14 protein-coding genes are annotated in these 17,956 nt (G+C 64.2%); 11 read left to right on the top strand and 3 right to left on the bottom strand.

All coding sequences use genetic code 11. The features are described 5' to 3' along the window. Nucleotides 1–95: 95 nt before the first annotated feature. The 3 genes from GJG85_RS09245 (at nt 96) to GJG85_RS09235 (ending at nt 3,436) form a co-directional block, all read left to right on the top strand. Nucleotides 96–839, top strand: coding sequence for a hypothetical protein (locus GJG85_RS09245; protein ID WP_089488488.1), 744 nt, complete (start codon nt 96–98; stop codon nt 837–839). 76 nt (nt 840–915) lie between these two features. Continuing rightward, nucleotides 916–1,131: a YdcH family protein gene (locus GJG85_RS09240; RefSeq protein ID WP_006478692.1), complete on the top strand. Its 216-nt coding sequence runs from the start codon at nt 916–918 to the stop codon at nt 1,129–1,131. Nucleotides 1,132–1,186: 55 nt separating this feature from the next. Further along, on the top strand, nt 1,187–3,436 hold the full coding sequence (locus GJG85_RS09235; RefSeq protein ID WP_204383271.1) for an ATP-dependent DNA helicase: 2,250 nt from the start codon (nt 1,187–1,189) through the stop codon (nt 3,434–3,436). Between the two features lie 121 nt (nt 3,437–3,557). Here the strand turns inward: GJG85_RS09235 and GJG85_RS09230 are convergent, their stop codons facing one another. Beyond that, nucleotides 3,558–4,382, bottom strand: a complete 825-nt coding sequence (locus GJG85_RS09230; RefSeq protein ID WP_046545840.1) for an outer membrane protein assembly factor BamD — start codon at nt 4,380–4,382, stop codon at nt 3,558–3,560. A gap of 41 nt (nt 4,383–4,423) precedes the next feature. Here GJG85_RS09230 and GJG85_RS09225 point away from each other — a divergent pair, with 41 nt between their 5' ends. The 6 genes from GJG85_RS09225 (at nt 4,424) to phaR (ending at nt 11,547) form a co-directional block, all read left to right on the top strand. After that, the gene (locus GJG85_RS09225) at nt 4,424–5,632 is read left to right on the top strand and encodes an RluA family pseudouridine synthase (RefSeq protein ID WP_089488486.1); all 1,209 of its coding nucleotides are present in this window, start codon (nt 4,424–4,426) and stop codon (nt 5,630–5,632) included. Between the two features lie 6 nt (nt 5,633–5,638). Continuing rightward, complete coding sequence (pgeF, locus tag GJG85_RS09220) at nt 5,639–6,478, top strand: peptidoglycan editing factor PgeF (RefSeq protein ID WP_089488655.1); 840 nt, start codon at nt 5,639–5,641, stop codon at nt 6,476–6,478. A 361-nt stretch (nt 6,479–6,839) separates the two neighbouring features. Next, nucleotides 6,840–8,705 (top strand): class I poly(R)-hydroxyalkanoic acid synthase, encoded by a 1,866-nt coding sequence (gene phaC / locus GJG85_RS09215; protein ID WP_204383269.1) that lies wholly within the window; start codon nt 6,840–6,842, stop codon nt 8,703–8,705. A gap of 99 nt (nt 8,706–8,804) precedes the next feature. Then, complete coding sequence (locus GJG85_RS09210) at nt 8,805–9,986, top strand: acetyl-CoA C-acetyltransferase (protein ID WP_089488484.1); 1,182 nt, start codon at nt 8,805–8,807, stop codon at nt 9,984–9,986. 134 nt (nt 9,987–10,120) lie between these two features. After that, the gene (locus tag GJG85_RS09205) at nt 10,121–10,861 is read left to right on the top strand and encodes a 3-ketoacyl-ACP reductase (protein WP_006491801.1); all 741 of its coding nucleotides are present in this window, start codon (nt 10,121–10,123) and stop codon (nt 10,859–10,861) included. Nucleotides 10,862–10,980: 119 nt separating this feature from the next. Continuing rightward, nucleotides 10,981–11,547, top strand: coding sequence for a polyhydroxyalkanoate synthesis repressor PhaR (gene phaR / locus GJG85_RS09200; protein ID WP_011549704.1), 567 nt, complete (start codon nt 10,981–10,983; stop codon nt 11,545–11,547). Nucleotides 11,548–11,811: 264 nt separating this feature from the next. Here the strand turns inward: phaR and GJG85_RS09195 are convergent, their stop codons facing one another. Then, entirely contained in the window at nt 11,812–12,087 is a 276-nt protein-coding gene (locus GJG85_RS09195; RefSeq protein ID WP_050014909.1) for a hypothetical protein, read from the bottom strand. A gap of 870 nt (nt 12,088–12,957) precedes the next feature. Next, nucleotides 12,958–13,194 (bottom strand): hypothetical protein, encoded by a 237-nt coding sequence (locus tag GJG85_RS09190; protein WP_050014911.1) that lies wholly within the window; start codon nt 13,192–13,194, stop codon nt 12,958–12,960. Between the two features lie 433 nt (nt 13,195–13,627). Here GJG85_RS09190 and GJG85_RS09185 point away from each other — a divergent pair, with 433 nt between their 5' ends. Then, nucleotides 13,628–16,438 (top strand): type VI secretion system Vgr family protein, encoded by a 2,811-nt coding sequence (locus tag GJG85_RS09185; RefSeq protein ID WP_204383267.1) that lies wholly within the window; start codon nt 13,628–13,630, stop codon nt 16,436–16,438. Beyond that, nucleotides 16,435–17,943, top strand: a complete 1,509-nt coding sequence (locus GJG85_RS09180) for a hypothetical protein (RefSeq protein ID WP_050015559.1) — start codon at nt 16,435–16,437, stop codon at nt 17,941–17,943. The genes GJG85_RS09185 and GJG85_RS09180 overlap by 4 nt, the downstream gene beginning before the upstream one ends. Nucleotides 17,944–17,956: the final 13 nt, after the last annotated feature.

Genomic DNA, 17,956 nt, shown 5'->3' with positions numbered 1-17,956 from the left:
GGCGGGCCCGGCGGGCCAGAGGCCGCGGGTGAATGAAGCGGGGCATTTTGCCATAAATGGCGGAGCGTCCAGCCGGGGGTGATAGAATTTGACACATGTCCCGCAGCTTTCCTACGACGTTGCCAACTTCCCGTATTTCTCTCGTCGCGCTCGGCGCAGCGCTCGCCGCGGCTTTGTCTGCCGGGCCTTCCGGCGCATTCGCGCAGGCCTCGGACGCCGCCGCGTCCGCGTCCGCGTCCGTTGCCGCCTCCGCCGCCCCGGATTTCGACGCCCGTCAAAAAGTGCTCAATCAACGCTCCGCGGAAAACGATTATCGTTATGCGGTGGCGGAGCACGATTGCTACAACAAATTCTTCGTCAATCACTGTCTGGGCAAGGCGCGTGACCAGATGCGCGAGGAGCGCGCGAGCATCCGCCAGGAGCAGCTCGCGCTCAACGACGAGCAGCGCGCGGTGCGGGCGCAGCAGCGCGACCAGCAGCAGGCGCTGAAGCAGGCCCAGAACGCGGCGGAAGCGCCGCAGCGGGCGGCGAACGACGCGGCCAACGCGGCTGCATTCCGCGACAAGCAGGAGCAGAATGCACTGAAGCAGGCGCAGCGCGGCGCGGAAGGGCCGCAACGCGCGGCGAGCAAGCAGGCGTACGACCAGAAGCAGGCGGATTTCCAGCGCAAGCTCGACCAGGCGCACCAGCAGGCCGCGCAGAAGGCGCAGGAGCGGGCGGACAACGCCACGCGTTACGAGCAGAAGCAGAAGGAAGCCGCGCAGCACAAGGCCGATGTCGAGCGGCGTCAGCAGGAAGCGGCCCAGAAGGCCAAGCAGCAGCAACAGCAGGGGCAGTAACGTGTTGAATTGATCGGGATCAGTCTCGGGCGCGTCGGCACGCCAGTCGTCGCGCTGCTTCGATGAGGAGGCAAGTATGCAAAACCGTCACACGGAACAGCAGCAGGAATTGCACAACCGTTTGGCTGCATTGCAGGAGCAGCACCAGCAGCTCGCTCGGGAGATCGAGCTGAAGGAAGGACACTCCGACATCGACGACATCACGCTGCACCGGCTGAAGAAGGAAAAGCTGGCGGCCAAGGACAAAATCATTTTGCTGCAATCGCAGCTCGAACCGGATAAGCGCGCCTGAGCGCGGCCTGGCAAGCGCCGGCGCCGCCCGGGCGCTGGACACAGGAACGCTTGCCTTGAATTCACCGCTTGAAGCCACCCCCGATGCCCGGCGTGACACGACGTCCGCCGGGCGCGCTCGTGCGCCCGAAGGCACCTTCGAGCTGAGCCGCAAACGCGTCGACGAACTCGACACGATCTTTGGCGTTGGCGGGTTGCTGGCGCGCGCGCTCGACGGCTATCGGCCGCGTACGTCGCAGATCGAGATGGCGCGCGCGGTCGCGTCCGCGATGGAAGCGTCGGCGCGCCGGATGCCCGAGCCCGAGATCTTCGAAACCCGCAAGCGGCCGGCGCGCCGCCTGGGCGACGCCGACAAGCCGGGCGGGCCGGCCGCGGAGGATGCCGCGGCAACCGAATCCGACAGCGACGCCGGCGACAACACGCTGATCGTCGAGGCCGGCACGGGTACCGGCAAGACCTATGCGTATCTGGTGCCCGCGATGCTGTGGGGCGGCAAGGTGATTGTGTCGACCGGCACGAAGCACCTGCAGGACCAGCTGTTCCAGCGCGATATCCCCACCGTGCGCAACGCGCTCGCGGTGCCGGTGACGGTCGCGATGCTCAAGGGCCGCGCCAACTACCTGTGCCACTACTACCTGCAGCGCACGGCCGACAACGGCCGGCTGCCGTCGCGGCAGGACACCGCTTATCTGCAGGAAATCGTCCGCTTCGCGAAAATCACGAAGAGCGGCGACAAGGCCGAGCTCGCGAGCGTGCCGGAAAACGCGCCCGTGTGGTCGATGGTCACGTCGACGCGCGACAACTGCCTTGGCCAGGAATGCCCGCACTACAAGGAATGCTTCGTGATGCAGGCGCGGCGCGAGGCCCAGCAGGCCGACGTCGTCGTCGTCAACCATCACCTGTTCTTCGCGGACATCATGCTGCGCGACACGGGGATGGCCGAACTGCTGCCGAACGCGAACACGATCATCTTCGACGAAGCGCACCAGTTGCCGGAGACGGCGACGCTGTTCTTCGGCGAGACGCTGTCGACGACGCAGATCCTCGAGCTCGCGCGCGACACGGTGGCCGAAGGCCTGAGCCATGCGCGCGACGCGGTCGAATGGGTGAAGCTCGGCGGCGATCTCGAGCGCGCGGCGCGCGACTTGCGCCTCGCGTTCGCGAACGACCAGATCGTTCGCATGTCGCTCGCGCAGCTCGGCGACGATCACCCGATGTTCGGCGCGCTCGACGCGCTCGACGCTGCGCTCGATGCGCTCGCATCGGCGCTCGCGGGCCAGGCCGAGCGCGCGGAATCGCTCGGTGCGTGCCTGCGGCGCGCGCGCGAGCTGCAGGACCTGCTGGCCGGCTGGGTCGCGCCCGGCGCGACGGAAGCAGCCGCGCAGGCCGATGCGGCGGCAGCCGGCGACAAGGCGGCAGCCGAGGGCGATCCGAACGAGAAGGTGCGCTGGGTCGAGGTGTTCGCGCATACCGTGCAGCTGCACGAAACGCCGCTGTCGGTCGCGCCGATTTTCGCGAAGCAGCGGGCGGGCGTGCCGCGCGCATGGGTGTTTACGTCGGCCACGTTGTCGGTGCGCGGCGATTTCACGCACTACGCGGCGCAGATGGGCCTCAGTTCGCGTCGTTCGATGACGCTCGCCAGCCCGTTCGATTACCAGTCGCAGGGGCTGCTGTATGTGCCGCGCAACCTGCCGCAGCCGTCGTCGCCGGCGTTTACCGATGCCGTCTTCGATGCCGCGCTGCCGGCGATCGACGCATCCGGCGGCGGCGTGTTCATGCTGTGCACGACGCTGCGCGCGGTCGACCGGATCGCGTCGAAGCTGCGCGACGTGATCGAATCGCGCGGCTGGAACACGCCGCTGCTCGTGCAGGGCGACGCCAGCCGCACCGAGCTGCTCGACCGCTTTCGCGCGTACGGCAATGCGATCCTGGTCGGCAGTCAGAGTTTCTGGGAAGGCGTCGACGTGCGCGGCGATGCGTTGTCGCTGGTCGTGATCGACAAGCTGCCGTTCGCGCCGCCGGACGATCCGGTGCTGGCCGCGCGGCTCGATGCATTGACGAAGAAGGGGCTGAGCCCGTTCGCCGTGCACCAGTTGCCGCAGGCCGTGATCACGCTGAAGCAGGGCGCGGGCCGGCTGATTCGTGCGGAGACGGATCGCGGCGTGCTGATGATCTGCGACACGCGGCTCGTCGACAAGCCTTACGGGCGCCGGATCTGGCAAAGCCTGCCGCCGTTCAAGCGCACGCGCGAGATCGCGGTCGTGCAGGATTTCTTCGACGAGCGCCGCTCCGACAAGGGTGCGTGACCGCACGCGCGGCGCATGCCGCGTGAACGCCCCGACGCCGCCCGAATGCGGCGCCAATAAAAAACCCGGCTCGATGGCCGGGTTTTTTGCGTGCGCAACGGGTGTTACATCGCGCCGTGCGTCAGAACTGCCACCACGACTTCTTCGTACCGGGGCGCGAATGGCCGGTCACGTACGGGCTGTCGGGGAACGTGCCGGCGAGCACGCGCTTGGTGTCCTCGGCGAGTTCCGGCTGGTTCAGCTTGCCGTACGACAGGATCATGATGTGCAGCGCATCCTCGATCGCCGGGGCGCCCTTGTAGTCCTTGATCGCGAGCTGCGCGCGGTTGATGGCCGCGACATACGCGCCACGCCGGTAGTAGTAGTCGGCCGCGTGCACTTCGTGCGATGCGAGCGCGTTGACGATGTAGCGCATCCGTGCAGCCGCGTCGGGCGCGTACTTGCTCTTCGGGAAGCGGTCGACGACGACCTTGAACGCATCGTACGATTCGCGCAGCGCCTGCGGATCGCGCTCGCTCATGTCCTGGCCGGAGAAGCGCCCGAACAGGCCGAGATCGTCGTTGAAGTGGATCATCCCCTTCAGGTAGTACGCGTACGGGATGTCCGGATGATCGGGGTGGAGCTGGATGAAGCGATCGACGGCCTGGTCGGCGGCTGCCGCTTCGTTGTCCTTCCAGTTGCAGTATGCAACGTTGATCTGCGCCTGTTGCGCGAAATGGCCGAACGGATCGCGGCCTTGCAGCGATTCGAAATATTTCGCGCACTTGCCCCAGTCGCCGCCGGACAGTGCGTCCTGGGCCTCTGAGTATAATTTGTTGTTCGACCAGGTAGCCGTCTCGTCCTGCTTCTGCGGCAAGCCGTGGCAGCCGGCGATGAGGGCCGCGGCCGCTACCGCCGCAGCCCGGGCGGCGACGGTTCTGGCCGTGCGTTTGGTCGAATTCATCATGCTCGCATGTCCTAGCTTCAAGTCTCGGTGACCCAGTCTAAATGACCCGTTCAAGTTCGCAGAATGCCCAGCCGGGCACACCAAATCGCGAAGATTATAGCCCAAGCGATCGGCCCGCCGACGCTGCGTCGGGGGATTCCCTCGATGACGATCTGGCCGGCGACGCATTGCCGCCGCCCGTGGTGCCGTCCGCGGCGCGCGACGACGCGCCGCGTATCGTCGAAGTGCCGCTGTCGCTCGCGGGCGAACGCCTCGACAAGGCGCTTGCCCAACTGTTCCCCGAATTCTCGCGCAGCCGCCTGCAGAGCTGGATCGAGGCGCAGCGCGTGCTCGTCGACGGCGCGCCGGCGAAGATCCGCCAGCCGGTGCCGCTGGGCGCGAAGATCCAGCTCGTGCCCGATCTGCTGCCCGAGCAGCTCGCGTTCACGCCGGAGCCAGTGCCGCTCGACGTGATCTACGAGGACGACGCGCTCGTCGTCATCAACAAGCCGGCCGGCCTCGTCGTCCATCCGGCCGCCGGCAACTGGAGCGGCACGATCCTCAACGGTCTGCTGCATCGTTACGGCGACGCGGCGGCCGGCCTGCCGCGCGCGGGGATCGTCCACCGGCTCGACAAGGAAACCTCCGGCCTGATGGTGGTCGCCCGCACGCTGGCCGCGCAGACGGATCTCGTGCGCCAACTGCAGGCCCGCACGGTGAAGCGCCGTTATTTCGCGCTGGTGTGGGGCACGATGCCCGAGGAGGGCACGATCGACGCGCCGATCGGCCGCGACCCGCGCGAGCGCACGCGCATGGCTGTCGTCACCGGCGCGTCGGGCAAGCCCGCGCGTACGCATTTCCGAACGGTTGACACATGCCTGTGGCAACGTCAGCCGGTATCGGCGATTCAGTGCGATCTCGAGACCGGCCGCACGCACCAGATCCGCGTGCACTGCGCGCACGCCGGGCACCCGCTGCTCGGCGATCCCGTCTACGGGCGCGCGCGCGGCAAGCGCTCGGTCGCGCCGCTGCCGGACGGGTTCGCGCGACAGGCGCTGCATGCGTGGCGGCTCGGCCTCGTGCATCCGGTCACGGGCAAGGCGATGCAGTGGCGCTGCCCGCTGCCGGACGACATGAACGCACTGGTCGCGGCGCTCGGCTTCGGGCAGGGCGACGAGGAATTCGACGACGACGACGGCGTCTACGACGATGACGATTTCGGCGGCGAGTATCGCGACGACGAGCCGTACCTGGACGATGAGGAGGAATGAGTGTCGATGACGAACCTGGCGCCGTTGACGTGGCAGGACTGCGTGCGGCCCGACTGGCGGGTATCGCCGCGCGTGCGCGCGCTGATCACGACGCGCGACGGCGGTGTGAGCGAAGGCCCGTACGGGCGTTGGCGGGACGGTGCCGCGCTGCCGGGCGGAATGAATCTCGGCCTGCATACCGGTGACGATCCCGACCATGTCGCCGTCAATCGCGCGCGCGTGCTCGCCCTCGCGGGCCAGTCGGGCGCCGCGTGGCTCGAGCAGGTTCACGGCGCGCAGATCGTGCAGGCGGACGAGGTGATCGCCGCGGCGCCCGCTGCAACGGCGCCGGTGCGGGCCGACGCGAGCGTCACGAACCGACCAGGCGCCGTCTGCGTGGTGATGGTGGCCGATTGCCTGCCCGTGCTGCTGTGCGACGTGCAGGGCCGCGCGGTCGGCGCCGCGCATGCAGGCTGGCGCGGGCTTGCGGCGGGCATCGTCGAGCAGACGGCCGCGCGCGTCGCGGCGCTCGCGGGCGGCGCGATCGACGCGCTGCATGCGTATCTCGGTCCGGCGATCGGCCCGCAGGCGTTCGAGGTCGGCGCCGACGTGCGCGACGCGTTTCTCGACACGGCTCCGCAGTCGGAGCATGATGAAACCCGTCATGCGTTCGTCGCGATCGACGGCGCGCCCGGCAAGTTTCTGGCCGACCTCTACGCGCTTGCGCGCCTGCGCCTCGCGCGTGTGGGCGTGGCGCACGTGAGCGGCGGGACGGCGTGCACGGTCGCCGAACGCGCGCGCTTCTATTCGTACCGGCGCGACCGCGTGACGGGCCGCATGGCCGCGGCAATCTGGCTGGCCGATTGATGGCATGCGCATGCGCGCGTGGTTTTGTTGCGCCGCGAAATCGGGTTATCTCGATATTGAGGCGGCAATGCGGCGTTGCATGCGCGACTGAATGAAAAATCCCGAGGTCAAGCCGGAAAAAATGTTTTATGTTTCGCCGGAACCCTTGTCCCGTCTGTTGCGCGTGGATTATCTCCGTGCAGAAATGTTCAGTGGTTTGATCTCGCGCTTCACATGGGGAAAACGATAATGATAAAAATACCGCACTGCGGCAGAATCTGGAGACGCCTCTCCAGAGCATGACGGCCCGGCTCGCAGCCGGCACGCCGCGCGCGAGCAGGATTTCACGATTGACGCTCACGAATCACCGGTAAGGCAGGTAATGACAGCATCGAAAAATTCGTCGACGTCCGCGCATGCGGGCACTTCCGCGGGCAGCGCCGGTGTCGATCCGGCCGCCCAGCCGATGCAGCAGATGTTCGAGTCGTGGTTGAACGCGTGGCGCGGTTTTGCCGATCCGGCGCGTGCCGCGACGGTATCGGCCTCGGTCAATCCATTCGCGACATTCCAGTTTCCGACGTCGTTTCCGTTCCAGATGCCGTCGATGCCCGACTTCGGCGCGATGGCGTCGCCGTTCGCGGGGCTGAAGCTGCCGGTGGCCGCGATTCCGCCCGAACGGCTCCAGGCATTGCAGGCCGATTACGCGCGCGACTGCATGACGCTGATGCAGCAGGCGGCCGCCGCGAAGATCGAGTCGCCGGAATTGAAAGACCGCCGCTTCAGCGGCGACGCGTGGAAGGCGTCGCCCGCGCATGCGTTCGCGGCCGCCTGGTATCTGCTCAACGCGCGCTATCTGCAAGAACTGGCCGACGCGCTGCAGACCGATCCGAAGACGCGCGAGCGCATCCGTTTCACGGTCCAGCAATGGACGGCCGCCGCCGCGCCGAGCAACTTCCTCGCACTCAATCCCGACGCACAGAAATCGATCCTCGAAACGCACGGCGAAAGCCTGCGGCAGGGGATGATGAATCTGCTCGGCGACTTGCAGCGCGGCAAGATTTCGCAGACCGACGAATCGCAGTTCGTGGTCGGCAAGAACCTCGGGTGTACCGAAGGCGCGGTCGTGTACGAGAACGACCTGATCCAGCTGATCCAGTACACGCCGAAGACGGACAAGGTGTTCGAGCGGCCGCTGCTGATCGTCCCGCCGTGCATCAACAAGTTCTACATCCTCGACCTGCAACCCGAGAATTCGCTCGTCGCGCACGCGCTGTCGAGCGGCCATCAGGTGTTCCTCGTGTCGTGGCGCAATGCGGACGCATCGGTCGCGCACAAGACGTGGGACGACTACATGAACGAAGGGCTGCTCGCGGCGATCGACGCGGTGCAGCAGGTCAGCGGCCGCGAACAGATCAACACGCTCGGCTTCTGCGTCGGCGGCACGATGCTCGCGACCGCGCTCGCGGTGCTCGCCGCGCGCGGCGAACATCCGGCCGCATCGATGACGCTGCTCACCGCGATGCTCGACTTCACCGATACGGGCATCCTCGACGTGTTCGTCGACGAGGCGCACGTGCAGATGCGCGAGCAGACCATCGGCGGCAAGAACGGGGCGCAACCGGGGCTGATGCGCGGCGTCGAGTTCGCGAACACGTTCTCGTTCCTGCGGCCGAACGATCTCGTGTGGAACTACGTCGTCGACAACTACCTGAAGGGCCGCACGCCCGCGCCGTTCGACCTGCTGTACTGGAACAGCGACTCGACGAGCCTGCCGGGCCCGATGTACGCGTGGTACCTGCGCCATACCTATCTCGAAAACAAGCTGCGCGAACCGGGCGCGCTGACCGTATGCGGCGAATCGGTCGACCTGTCACTGATCGACGTGCCGACCTTCATCTACGGTTCGCGCGAGGATCACATCGTGCCGTGGCAGACGGCCTACGCGTCGACGTCGATCCTGTCGGGGCCGCTGAAGTTCGTGCTCGGCGCGTCGGGACACATCGCGGGCGTGATCAATCCGCCGGCGAAGAAGAAGCGCAGCTACTGGGTCAACGATGGCGACCTGCCCGAATCCGCGGACGACTGGTTCGCCGCGGCGACCGAGCAGCCGGGAAGCTGGTGGACGACGTGGGTCGAGTGGCTCGACGCGTACGGCGGCCGCAAGGTCGCGCCGCCGGCCCAGCCGGGTTCCGCGCAATTCCCGGTGATCGAGCCGGCGCCCGGGCGCTACGTATTGCAGCGCGATTGACGAAAACCGGACAGCGGCGCACGCTGTCCGGCGCACCGCAGTTTTTTTAACAGGGCCGGTAACGATGCGCCGTGTCGTGCGGGCCTGGAGGAAAGGGAAATGACGGATGTAGTGATCGTATCGGCCGCGCGGACCGCGGTCGGCAAATTCGGCGGCTCGCTCGCGAAGATTGCGGCGCCGGAACTGGGCGCGACGGTGATCCGCGCGGTGCTGGAGCGTGCGGGCGTGAAGCCCGACCAGGTCAGCGAAGTGATCATGGGCCAGGTGCTGACGGCCGGCTCCGGGCAGAACCCGGCGCGGCAGTCGGTGATCAAGGCGGGGCTGCCGAGCGCGGTGCCGGGCATGACGATCAACAAGGTGTGCGGCTCGGGCCTGAAGGCCGTGATGCTGGCGGCGAATGCGATCGTCGCGGGCGACGCGGAGATCGTGATCGCGGGCGGCCAGGAGAACATGAGCGCGGCGCCGCACGTGCTGCCGGGCTCGCGCGACGGGTTCCGGATGGGCGACGCGAAGCTGGTCGACACGATGATCGTCGACGGGCTGTGGGACGTGTACAACCAGTACCACATGGGCATCACGGCGGAGAACGTCGCGAAGGAATACGGGATCACGCGCGAAGAGCAGGATGCGTTCGCGGCGCTGTCGCAGAACAAGGCGGAAGCCGCGCAGAAGGCGGGCCGTTTCAACGACGAGATCGTGCCGGTGTCGATCCCGCAACGCAAGGGCGAGCCGCTGCAGTTCGCGACCGACGAGTTCGTGCGTCACGGCGTGACGGCGGAGTCGCTGGCCGGGCTGAAGCCGGCGTTCGCGAAGGACGGCTCGGTGACGGCGGCGAACGCGTCGGGGCTGAACGACGGTGCGGCGGCGGTGCTGGTGATGTCGGCGCAGAAGGCGGCGGCGCTGGGCCTGACGCCGCTGGCGCGGATCAAGGCGTATGCGAACGCGGGCGTGGATCCGAGCGTGATGGGCATGGGGCCGGTGCCGGCGTCGCGCCGGGCGCTGGAGCGCGCGGGCTGGACGCCGGGCGACCTGGACCTGATGGAGATCAACGAAGCGTTCGCGGCGCAGGCGCTGGCGGTGCACAAGCAGATGGGCTGGGACACGTCGAAGGTGAACGTGAACGGCGGGGCGATCGCGATCGGCCACCCGATCGGCGCGTCGGGCTGCCGGATCCTGGTGACGCTGCTGCACGAGATGGTCAAGCGCGACGCGAAGCGCGGGCTGGCGTCGCTGTGCATCGGCGGCGGGATGGGCGTCGCGCTCGCGGTCGAGCGTCCGTAACCTGCCTTCCGTCACCGGCCGTTCGCCACTGGCGAACCGAATTCGTGCGCCGGCCGATTGCGGCTTCGGCCGGCGTCACGTGAAGTCAGAGGGGGCTCCGGCAGCTCTCGAAACCAAAAAATGGAGTGAGATTTATGTCTCAGCGAATTGCGTACGTAACGGGCGGGATGGGCGGCATCGGCACCAGCATCTGCCAGCGCCTGTCGAAAGACGGCTTCAAGGTGGTCGCAGGTTGCGGCCCGAACTCGCCGCGCCGGGTGAAATGGCTCGAGGACCAGAAGGCGCTCGGGTACGACTTCATCGCGTCGGAAGGCAACGTCGGCGACTGGGACTCGACCAAGGAAGCGTTCGACAAGGTCAAGGCCGAAGTCGGCGAGATCGACGTGCTGGTCAACAATGCGGGCATCACGCGCGACGTCGTGTTCCGCAAGATGACGCATGAAGACTGGACGGCCGTGATCGACACCAACCTGACGAGCCTGTTCAACGTGACGAAGCAGGTGATCGACGGGATGGTCGAACGTGGCTGGGGCCGCATCATCAACATTTCGTCGGTGAACGGCCAGAAGGGGCAATTCGGCCAGACCAACTACTCGACCGCGAAGGCCGGCATTCACGGCTTCACGATGTCGCTCGCGCAGGAAGTCGCGACGAAGGGCGTGACGGTCAACACCGTGTCGCCGGGCTACATCGGCACCGACATGGTGAAGGCGATCCGTCCGGACGTGCTGGAGAAGATCGTCGCGACGATTCCGGTGCGGCGTCTCGGCGGGCCGGAGGAAATCGGCTCGATCGTCGCGTGGCTCGCGTCGAACGATTCCGGCTTCGCGACGGGCGCCGACTTCTCGCTGAACGGCGGCCTGCACATGGGCTGAGCGTCCGGGCTGCGCGAGCCGGACGGCCGCGCAGCCGGGCGTTTTCCGAAGGCCCCCGCCTCCCGGATTCGGGCGGCGGGGATTCGTCACTTGCGCTACGCTGCACTCAAAGGCGTTACATGACTACTACAAAGAAGACGGCCGAACGGCTCATCAAGAAATACCCGAACCGCCGGCTCTACGATACCGAGACAAGCACGTACATTACGCTGACCGACGTGAAGCAACTCGTGCTGGAGCAGGAGGATTTCAAGGTCGTCGATGCGAAATCCAATGAAGACCTGACGCGCAGCATCCTCTTGCAGATCATCCTCGAAGAGGAAAGCGGTGGCGTGCCGATGTTCTCGTCGTCGATGCTGTCGCAGATCATCCGTTTCTACGGTCATGCGATGCAGGGCATGATGGGCACGTACCTGGAAAAGAACATCCAGGCATTCATCGACATCCAGAACAAGCTCGCGGATCAATCGAAGAACCTCTACGAAGGTAACGCGATGAATCCGGAAGTCTGGTCGCAGTTCATGAACATGCAGGCGCCGATGATGCAAGGGATGATGACGAGCTACATCGAGCAGTCGAAGAACATGTTCGTGCAGATGCAGGAGCAGATGCAGAACCAGGCGAAGTCGATGTTCAGCACGTTCCCGTTCAAGCAGCCGGGCGCGCCGGAGCCCGAAAAGAAGTAAGCGGCGAGCCGGCGTGGACGCGCAAAGTGTCGCGCCGGCATCGTGCGGGACGGTCGTTTGGGACGACCCATTCGGGACGGCAACGGGCCGCGTCGCGGAACGATTGTTCGCACGGCGACATCGCACGCGCGTGCATGGGCGTCGTCGTGCCGTAGCGCCTCAGTGCAAATAAAACGAACAAGGCCGACCGGCAAAGCCCGGTCGGCCGAATATCAGATAAAGCGCTGATTGTAAAAGATGCCGATGGCCGGATTTTCGGCCGGCTTATCGAACCGCGAAGCGGCTTGCCGCCGATCCGTTCGCGCAGTTATTTCCGTAAATAAAGAGATTTCTGTTTTCGGAAAATGCCGAGTAGATGATCGGGAAAACTTCCTTGGCGCTGAACGAGTAAATGCCATCGTTGATGGATACGAGGAGGTTGCCGCTCGTATCGGTTTCGATCTTGTCGATCTTGCCTGCCTTGCAAAGCGATTCCGCGGACGCGTACGAGGATGCTGCAAGCGTCATGGCGCAAACGAGGGTGGCCGCGAGTTTTCTCATGGTCTTTCCTTGGTGAATGAGTGGATTGCTGGGGTTGTGATGCGGGTCATGCACGGTTCAGTATTGGCTGGCCGAATAGGTGCCGATGTCTGATCGATGTGAAATGTATCGGAGATTAATCGGGCGTTGAATGGGGGTGGCGGATTTGGAAATGATTTTTGTGGATTGTTGAGCGTTTCAAACTATTCTTGTGAATTGTGTGTTGTGAGGTCGAATAAGGGCTGGTGGTAATTGGACGGTTGCAACAAAATAAATTTATCGACGATTTTTGGTTGTGGTTTGGTTTGTGGTTTTTTTTAATTTATTTCTCTATTTTTTATTTGCGCGGCCGGATTTTTTGAATGATCACCGCTGAAATGCGCAAGGCCATCGGCGAGCGTGCCGCCGTGCGGGCCGATCGGACGGGCAAAGGGCTGATCGCGCTGGCGCGGGCCGAGCGCCAGTGCTCGCGGAATAGACGGGCGGCCCGTTGGCGGGCTTCGAAGCGAGCTGCGATTTCGTTCCGGGCGATGCGCGGGGCGCACACGTTTCGTATCCGTGTTTCGGTGCGCTACACGTGCAGCATCGTGCGCGTGTCTGCAGCCGGAGCGAGGATTGGGCCACCGGTGCGTTTGTCAGTATCGCGCGATGACTGTGGCCGATGGCGGGAAGATTCGCCCGATGGCGCTCTGCGAGGCGCTGGCGCCGGGTGCGATGACGATGGCGCGCAGGCTGGGTGAGGTGCGTGGGGGGCGGCGATAGCGATAGTCACGCGCCTGCGCCGACAACCGGTCGGCCGCAACTCCGTACGGAGCTGTGGCCGATCGGCGATGGCGACGATGCGGTCCGGTTCAAACGGTGCCCGACGGCAGCGATAAGCGTCGGATCGAGTCAGTCTTCGCCATCCGACGGGGGTAGATCGAGAACGAGCTTGACCGCGCTGTAGTTGGCCTTGAGCGAAAACACGCGGCCGATCACGAGAAACGTCTGCCGCGAATTTTCGAGCTCGACGAAGTCGCCCGGCTGCGGGACATGCGCGCCCTGGTCGTAGGAGAAGCTGGTGTTGGTCTGCTCACCGATGGCTTCTGCGGCGTGTTCGGTGAATTCGATCGTGAGGTGGGTGGTCATGCGAGTCCCGTTGGGTAATGGAAGAGATGGAAGAGAGTGGACGCTGCGATTTTCGCATAGCGACAGGGCGGATCCGGCGGAATTGTCGGGAAGCGACGCGTGCGGCTGGATCCCCGTCACTTCATCCGGTTGCCGAGAAAGGGGCCGCACTGGCGCTTGCCTAGGCGCGCGCCGGTGATCGAGTTGCGGCTCGGGCCGTTTGGCGAAGTGTTGAGGCGCTGGCTGTATGCTGGCATCGGCTGCTCATGGCGGTCGAGCGGGGCTTGGAATAACCGACCGCATTTAACCCGTTCTCGATTTCATGGGCTTCGATACTGGTTCCCTCCCACAACGGTACCTCGCGACATGAAGGTCGTCCTTGGCTCGGGTAAAATTGAGCAAGCATTAATCAGACGCTATCCGAGAGCGCTGTAATAATAATGAAAGGCTAACAATGAACGTGCAGAACTTGGCTGCTGCATTGCGCGGTGGCCTGATTCAGCAGGGCCGGTTGTTGAAACTCGATACGCCTCTGGGACCGAACTCCCTTGTGGTGCAGCGGGCCATCGGTCATTCGACGGTCGGCCGGGACTACATTTTTACGCTGGACGTGGTGTCGACTGACAGCGCGATCGAGCTGAAGAGGCTCATCGCCCAACCGGTTACCCTGTGGATCCAGCAAGCGAGTGGCGACTATCGCCCAATCAACGGTTATGTTTATACCGCGCGCCGGCTGGGCGCCGACGGTGGTCTCACAACGTATCAAATCACGCTGCAAGCGTGGATGCACATACTGAAGTTCCGGCGGGACCAAAGGATCTGGATCGACAAGACGGTCGAGGACATCGTTTCCGATGTCCTGAAACAGCACCCCGAGGCTCGTGGCCGGTTTCGATTCACGCTATCCCAGTCGTTACCAAACCGCTCATACACCCGGCAGAGCGAGACCGACTGGAACTTCGTGCACCGTCTGCTCGAGAGCGAGGGGCTGTTCGGCTACTGGGAGCAGGCCGACGACGGAAAATCGCACACCTTGGTGATCACCGATAGACCGGATACGTTTCCGGACCTGTCGCCCAAGAGCATTTCGTTTTACCGCGGGGGCGCAAAGACCGAGGTCGACGCGCTCACGCAGTGGGCCGGTACGCGCACGCTCCAAAGCGTCACCCTTACTACTCGAACCTTCGACTACAAGAACCCGTCCGATCCCTCGAACCCCAAGGGCACGACGGTGCCGACAATCGAGAGCCAAGGCAATGTCCCGGACCAACTCGAAGTCTACGAATACACGGGTGCATACACGTACCTGCAACAGCAGCGCGGAGACGCACAATCTCGCTTTCGGATGGAGGAATGGGAGTCGCGCGCGAAGCGCTTTCACGGTATAGGAGGACTCCGTGCAATTGAAGCGGGCCGGCGTTTCGTGCTGACAGACCATCCGGTGCACGACACCGATCCTGTCGATCAGCGCGAGTTCGCGACGATCAAGTCATCCTGGTGGATCGAGAACAACCTGCCGATCACTCTTGAGTCGAATTTTCCGTATAGCCTGCATGACGATATCGCCGACGCACGAGCTAGTCACCCGGGCGATGCGTCGTTGCAGGTGCCGCATGCCGACGGTTCCGTCGGCTTTTACCTCGTCGAGGTCGAAGCGCAACGCGCGAGTGTGCCGTACCGCAGCCTGTTTGAGCACGAGAAGCCGAAGATGCATCTGGAGACGGCCGTCGTCGTTGGCCCATCGGGCGAGGAGGTTTACACCGACGAGTTGAACCGGATCCGCGTTCACTTCGTCTGGGATCGCGTGAACGAGGGTGACGAGAGCGCGTCGTGCTGGGTGCGCGTCGTTCAGTCCGACACCGGGGGCGGTTACGGGGGTGTCCATGTCCCACGGATCGGCGAAGAAGTGCTGATCGATCACGTCGGCGGTGATTGCGATCGGCCCCTGGTCGTGGGCCGCGTTTACAACGGGGTGACCCAGCCGCAGTGGCACAGCAACGGGCTTCTGTCCGGGTACCGCTCGAAGGAGTATGCCGGCAGCGGTTTCAACGAACTGGCGCTGGACGATGCCACTTCGCAGAATCGTGTGCGGTTGATGAGCAGTTCTAGCAACAGCATTCTGCACCTGGGTTACCTAATCGATCAGGAGGGCAACACGCGCGGGGCCTACCTCGGCAGTGGCTTCGACTTGCGCACGGACGCGTATGGTGCGGTGCGCGCGACCCGTGGCCTATACGTGACCACGCATCCGAAATCGCCGACGAGCCAGCCGCTCGACGTGTGTGAGACGCAGCAGCAACTTGTGAACGCGGAAAGCCTGCTCGAATCGCTGTCGGGCACCAGCGAACTGCACCAGGCGGAATCGCTTAAACCGGGCCGCGATGCCATGCGTGCGTTCACCGATGCGACTCAGGACAGTGTGTCGGGCGCAACGTCGGGCGGGCGCACGGCGGGCGGTGGCACTGGCTCGGCGAGTGCATTCAAAGAGTCGGTGATGTTGTTCGGCAGCCCGGCCAGCATCGGCCTCTCGACACATCAATCCGTTCACGTGAGTGCGGACCAGCATGTCAACTTGGTTAGCGGGCAGAGTACCCACATCGCCATAGGCAAATCGCTACTGGCGAGCGTCGGGCAAAAACTGAGCCTCTTCGTGCAGAACGCGGGAATAAAACTGTTTGCGGGCAAGGGCAAGGTCGAGATCCAGGCGCAGTCGGACAACATCGAGGTGACCGCGCAGAAAGCAGTGAAGGTTGTATCGGCGACGGACCGGATCGAGATCGCGGCCGACCAAGGAATTCTGCTGACGAGCGGTGGCGCCTACATCCTGATCAAAGATGGAAATGTCGAAGTTCATGCTCCCGGAAAAATCGATATCAAGGGCGCGTCACATACGTTCGCGGGGCCAGCGAGCACAAATTTCGTCATGCCGCACTTGCCCCAGGGCGTAGCGGCCCCGACCGACTTGGAATTCCGCCTGGTCGATCCCTACGGGCGCCCCAGTCCCGGCGTGGAATACAAAACGACGCTCAGTGACGGCTCTGTCAAACACGGCGTACTGGATGCGGATGGTTACGCGAAGATCAGTGGCGTACCTGCCGGCACCAGCGCGAAAGTCCAATACCTGACGGACAAGAGTCCACCCAAGTCGGAGGTTGGTATCAAGACTGATTCCGACTGGAGTCTGTTTCAGTCGATAAAGGTTACGGCCAAGCCTGTGGCCGACGCAGGCAATTCCAACGATCCTGATCGGAGCGGGACAGTATGAGCGAATCGTCAAGCAGCGGCCTGTTGGACGCAATCTGGAAGGAAGTGCTCGGCGACGCGGCGACCACCTTCAACTGGCTGAAGGATTTCCTGCTGGGCGAGTTCGTTCCAGACCGACCGTTCTCCGTGATCGTTGCCGAAATGCTCGCGAACTTCGTGCCGGGCGTCATTATCGTCACGAGCGCGCGCGATGCGGTCGCCATCATAGTCCGTCTTTCCACGCACCCTGAGCGGCGCAAGGAAGTGTCCGAGTGGATTCTGCTGTGCGCGTGCTTAATCGCCCTGGCCTTGCCGCTGGTGATGGCCGCCGCCGGTGCGGTCGCCGCGGGCGTCGGCGCGGTGGTCACCGGCGTCATGGGTGACGAACTCGCGGCTGCGCTGCGCGCCGTGATGCTGATGCTGATCGAGAAGTCGGGAAAGCTAGCCGAAATGATCCGCTTTCTCAACAAATTCATCAAAGGCAACATTCTTGAGTTTCTGAAGGGAGTGAAGTTTGCCAACTATGAAAAGTCGCTGCTCGAAATTCTTCAGCAGACTACGGGCAAGCTGATCGGCATCGTGCAGGAAGTACGCGGCAAGCTTCTGGAAGCCCGAGTGTTTCATGTCAAGATCGCGGATCATTTCGAGTCGGTCCAGAATCTGGTCCAGAAGCTGTCGACGTGGGAACAGCGGTTCTACGCGGTACAGCAGGAAGGCATCCAGCAGATTCCGAGGGCCGTGGCAGAGTTGCAGCAGCGCCTCGACCGGTTGCTGGCGCAGGAGGCACCAAAGGACAGCCACGTGGTCTCCGCAGGGGTGACAGCGACGAAGCCACAAGCCGTCGCGCCGCCCAAGCAGGAGATCCACGACACGCCAGGGGCGACGCTTCGTGATCCGGCGGCGCACGGTGCCGACGGCACCAATGGAAGCGCGAGGACGGGTTCCGCGCCGGCCCGCAAAGAGAAGCCGAACGTGCCGCCGCCGCCGACTGGTCAGCCGAATGTGAAGATCGAGGAGGTGCATACGCCGGGTGAGCAGTATGCAGTGGTAAACGGTGTCAAGATCAAGCCTCTGCTTTACGACAAGTTGTATCACGGGGCCGACCGAGCCACGCTCGGCGTCGATACGCAGCTGTCGGCCAAGGAGGTCGCGGCAAAGATATATACGGAAGGTCTGCCGGGACGAGGCAACAATATCGATCTGGTTGAACACGCCGGCGGCGCACACGATCGCGCGTTTCGCGGCACAACGGTCATGATGATGACGCCCGACGGTCAGGCCGGCGCGATCTTGTGGGCCGACGAAGGCGGATTTGTGATCGAACTGAAGAACGTGAAGGGCTACGACGTGAATGCCGTACTCGAGGGGCGGGTGCGTAAGCCCGACGGCAGTTTCGGCGGTAACGCCGTGCACGGCGAGGTGGAAATTGCAGTGCCGGGAAGAGTCAAGCCGGAACAGGTGGAGGCGGTGTATGAAGTGGTGATGAGCCGAAGCGGAAGATTGATGGCGCGTAAACTGCCACGGTAATCACATATTTGCC

Source organism: Burkholderia sp. MS389 (genome assembly GCF_016899425.1).
Classification (GTDB): domain Bacteria; phylum Pseudomonadota; class Gammaproteobacteria; order Burkholderiales; family Burkholderiaceae; genus Burkholderia; species Burkholderia sola.
Note: the sequence above shows the minus strand (reverse complement) of the source record. Positions and strands in the feature narration are given on the sequence as shown.

Excerpts from the sequence above, each read along its gene's own strand:
- GJG85_RS09230 (WP_046545840.1), bottom strand. The coding sequence starts at position 4,382 with ATGATGAATTCGACCAAACGCACGGCCAGAACCGTCGCCGCCCGGGCT.
- GJG85_RS09225 (WP_089488486.1), top strand. The coding sequence starts at position 4,424 with ATGACCCGTTCAAGTTCGCAGAATGCCCAGCCGGGCACACCAAATCGC.
- GJG85_RS09210 (WP_089488484.1), top strand. The coding sequence starts at position 8,805 with ATGACGGATGTAGTGATCGTATCGGCCGCGCGGACCGCGGTCGGCAAA.
- GJG85_RS09245 (WP_089488488.1), top strand. The coding sequence starts at position 96 with ATGTCCCGCAGCTTTCCTACGACGTTGCCAACTTCCCGTATTTCTCTC.
- GJG85_RS09180 (WP_050015559.1), top strand. The coding sequence starts at position 16,435 with ATGAGCGAATCGTCAAGCAGCGGCCTGTTGGACGCAATCTGGAAGGAA.
- GJG85_RS09190 (WP_050014911.1), bottom strand. The coding sequence starts at position 13,194 with ATGACCACCCACCTCACGATCGAATTCACCGAACACGCCGCAGAAGCC.
- GJG85_RS09205 (WP_006491801.1), top strand. The coding sequence starts at position 10,121 with ATGTCTCAGCGAATTGCGTACGTAACGGGCGGGATGGGCGGCATCGGC.
- phaR (WP_011549704.1), top strand. The coding sequence starts at position 10,981 with ATGACTACTACAAAGAAGACGGCCGAACGGCTCATCAAGAAATACCCG.
- GJG85_RS09195 (WP_050014909.1), bottom strand. The coding sequence starts at position 12,087 with ATGAGAAAACTCGCGGCCACCCTCGTTTGCGCCATGACGCTTGCAGCA.
- phaC (WP_204383269.1), top strand. The coding sequence starts at position 6,840 with ATGACAGCATCGAAAAATTCGTCGACGTCCGCGCATGCGGGCACTTCC.
- pgeF (WP_089488655.1), top strand. The coding sequence starts at position 5,639 with ATGACGAACCTGGCGCCGTTGACGTGGCAGGACTGCGTGCGGCCCGAC.
- GJG85_RS09185 (WP_204383267.1), top strand. The coding sequence starts at position 13,628 with ATGAACGTGCAGAACTTGGCTGCTGCATTGCGCGGTGGCCTGATTCAG.
- GJG85_RS09240 (WP_006478692.1), top strand. The coding sequence starts at position 916 with ATGCAAAACCGTCACACGGAACAGCAGCAGGAATTGCACAACCGTTTG.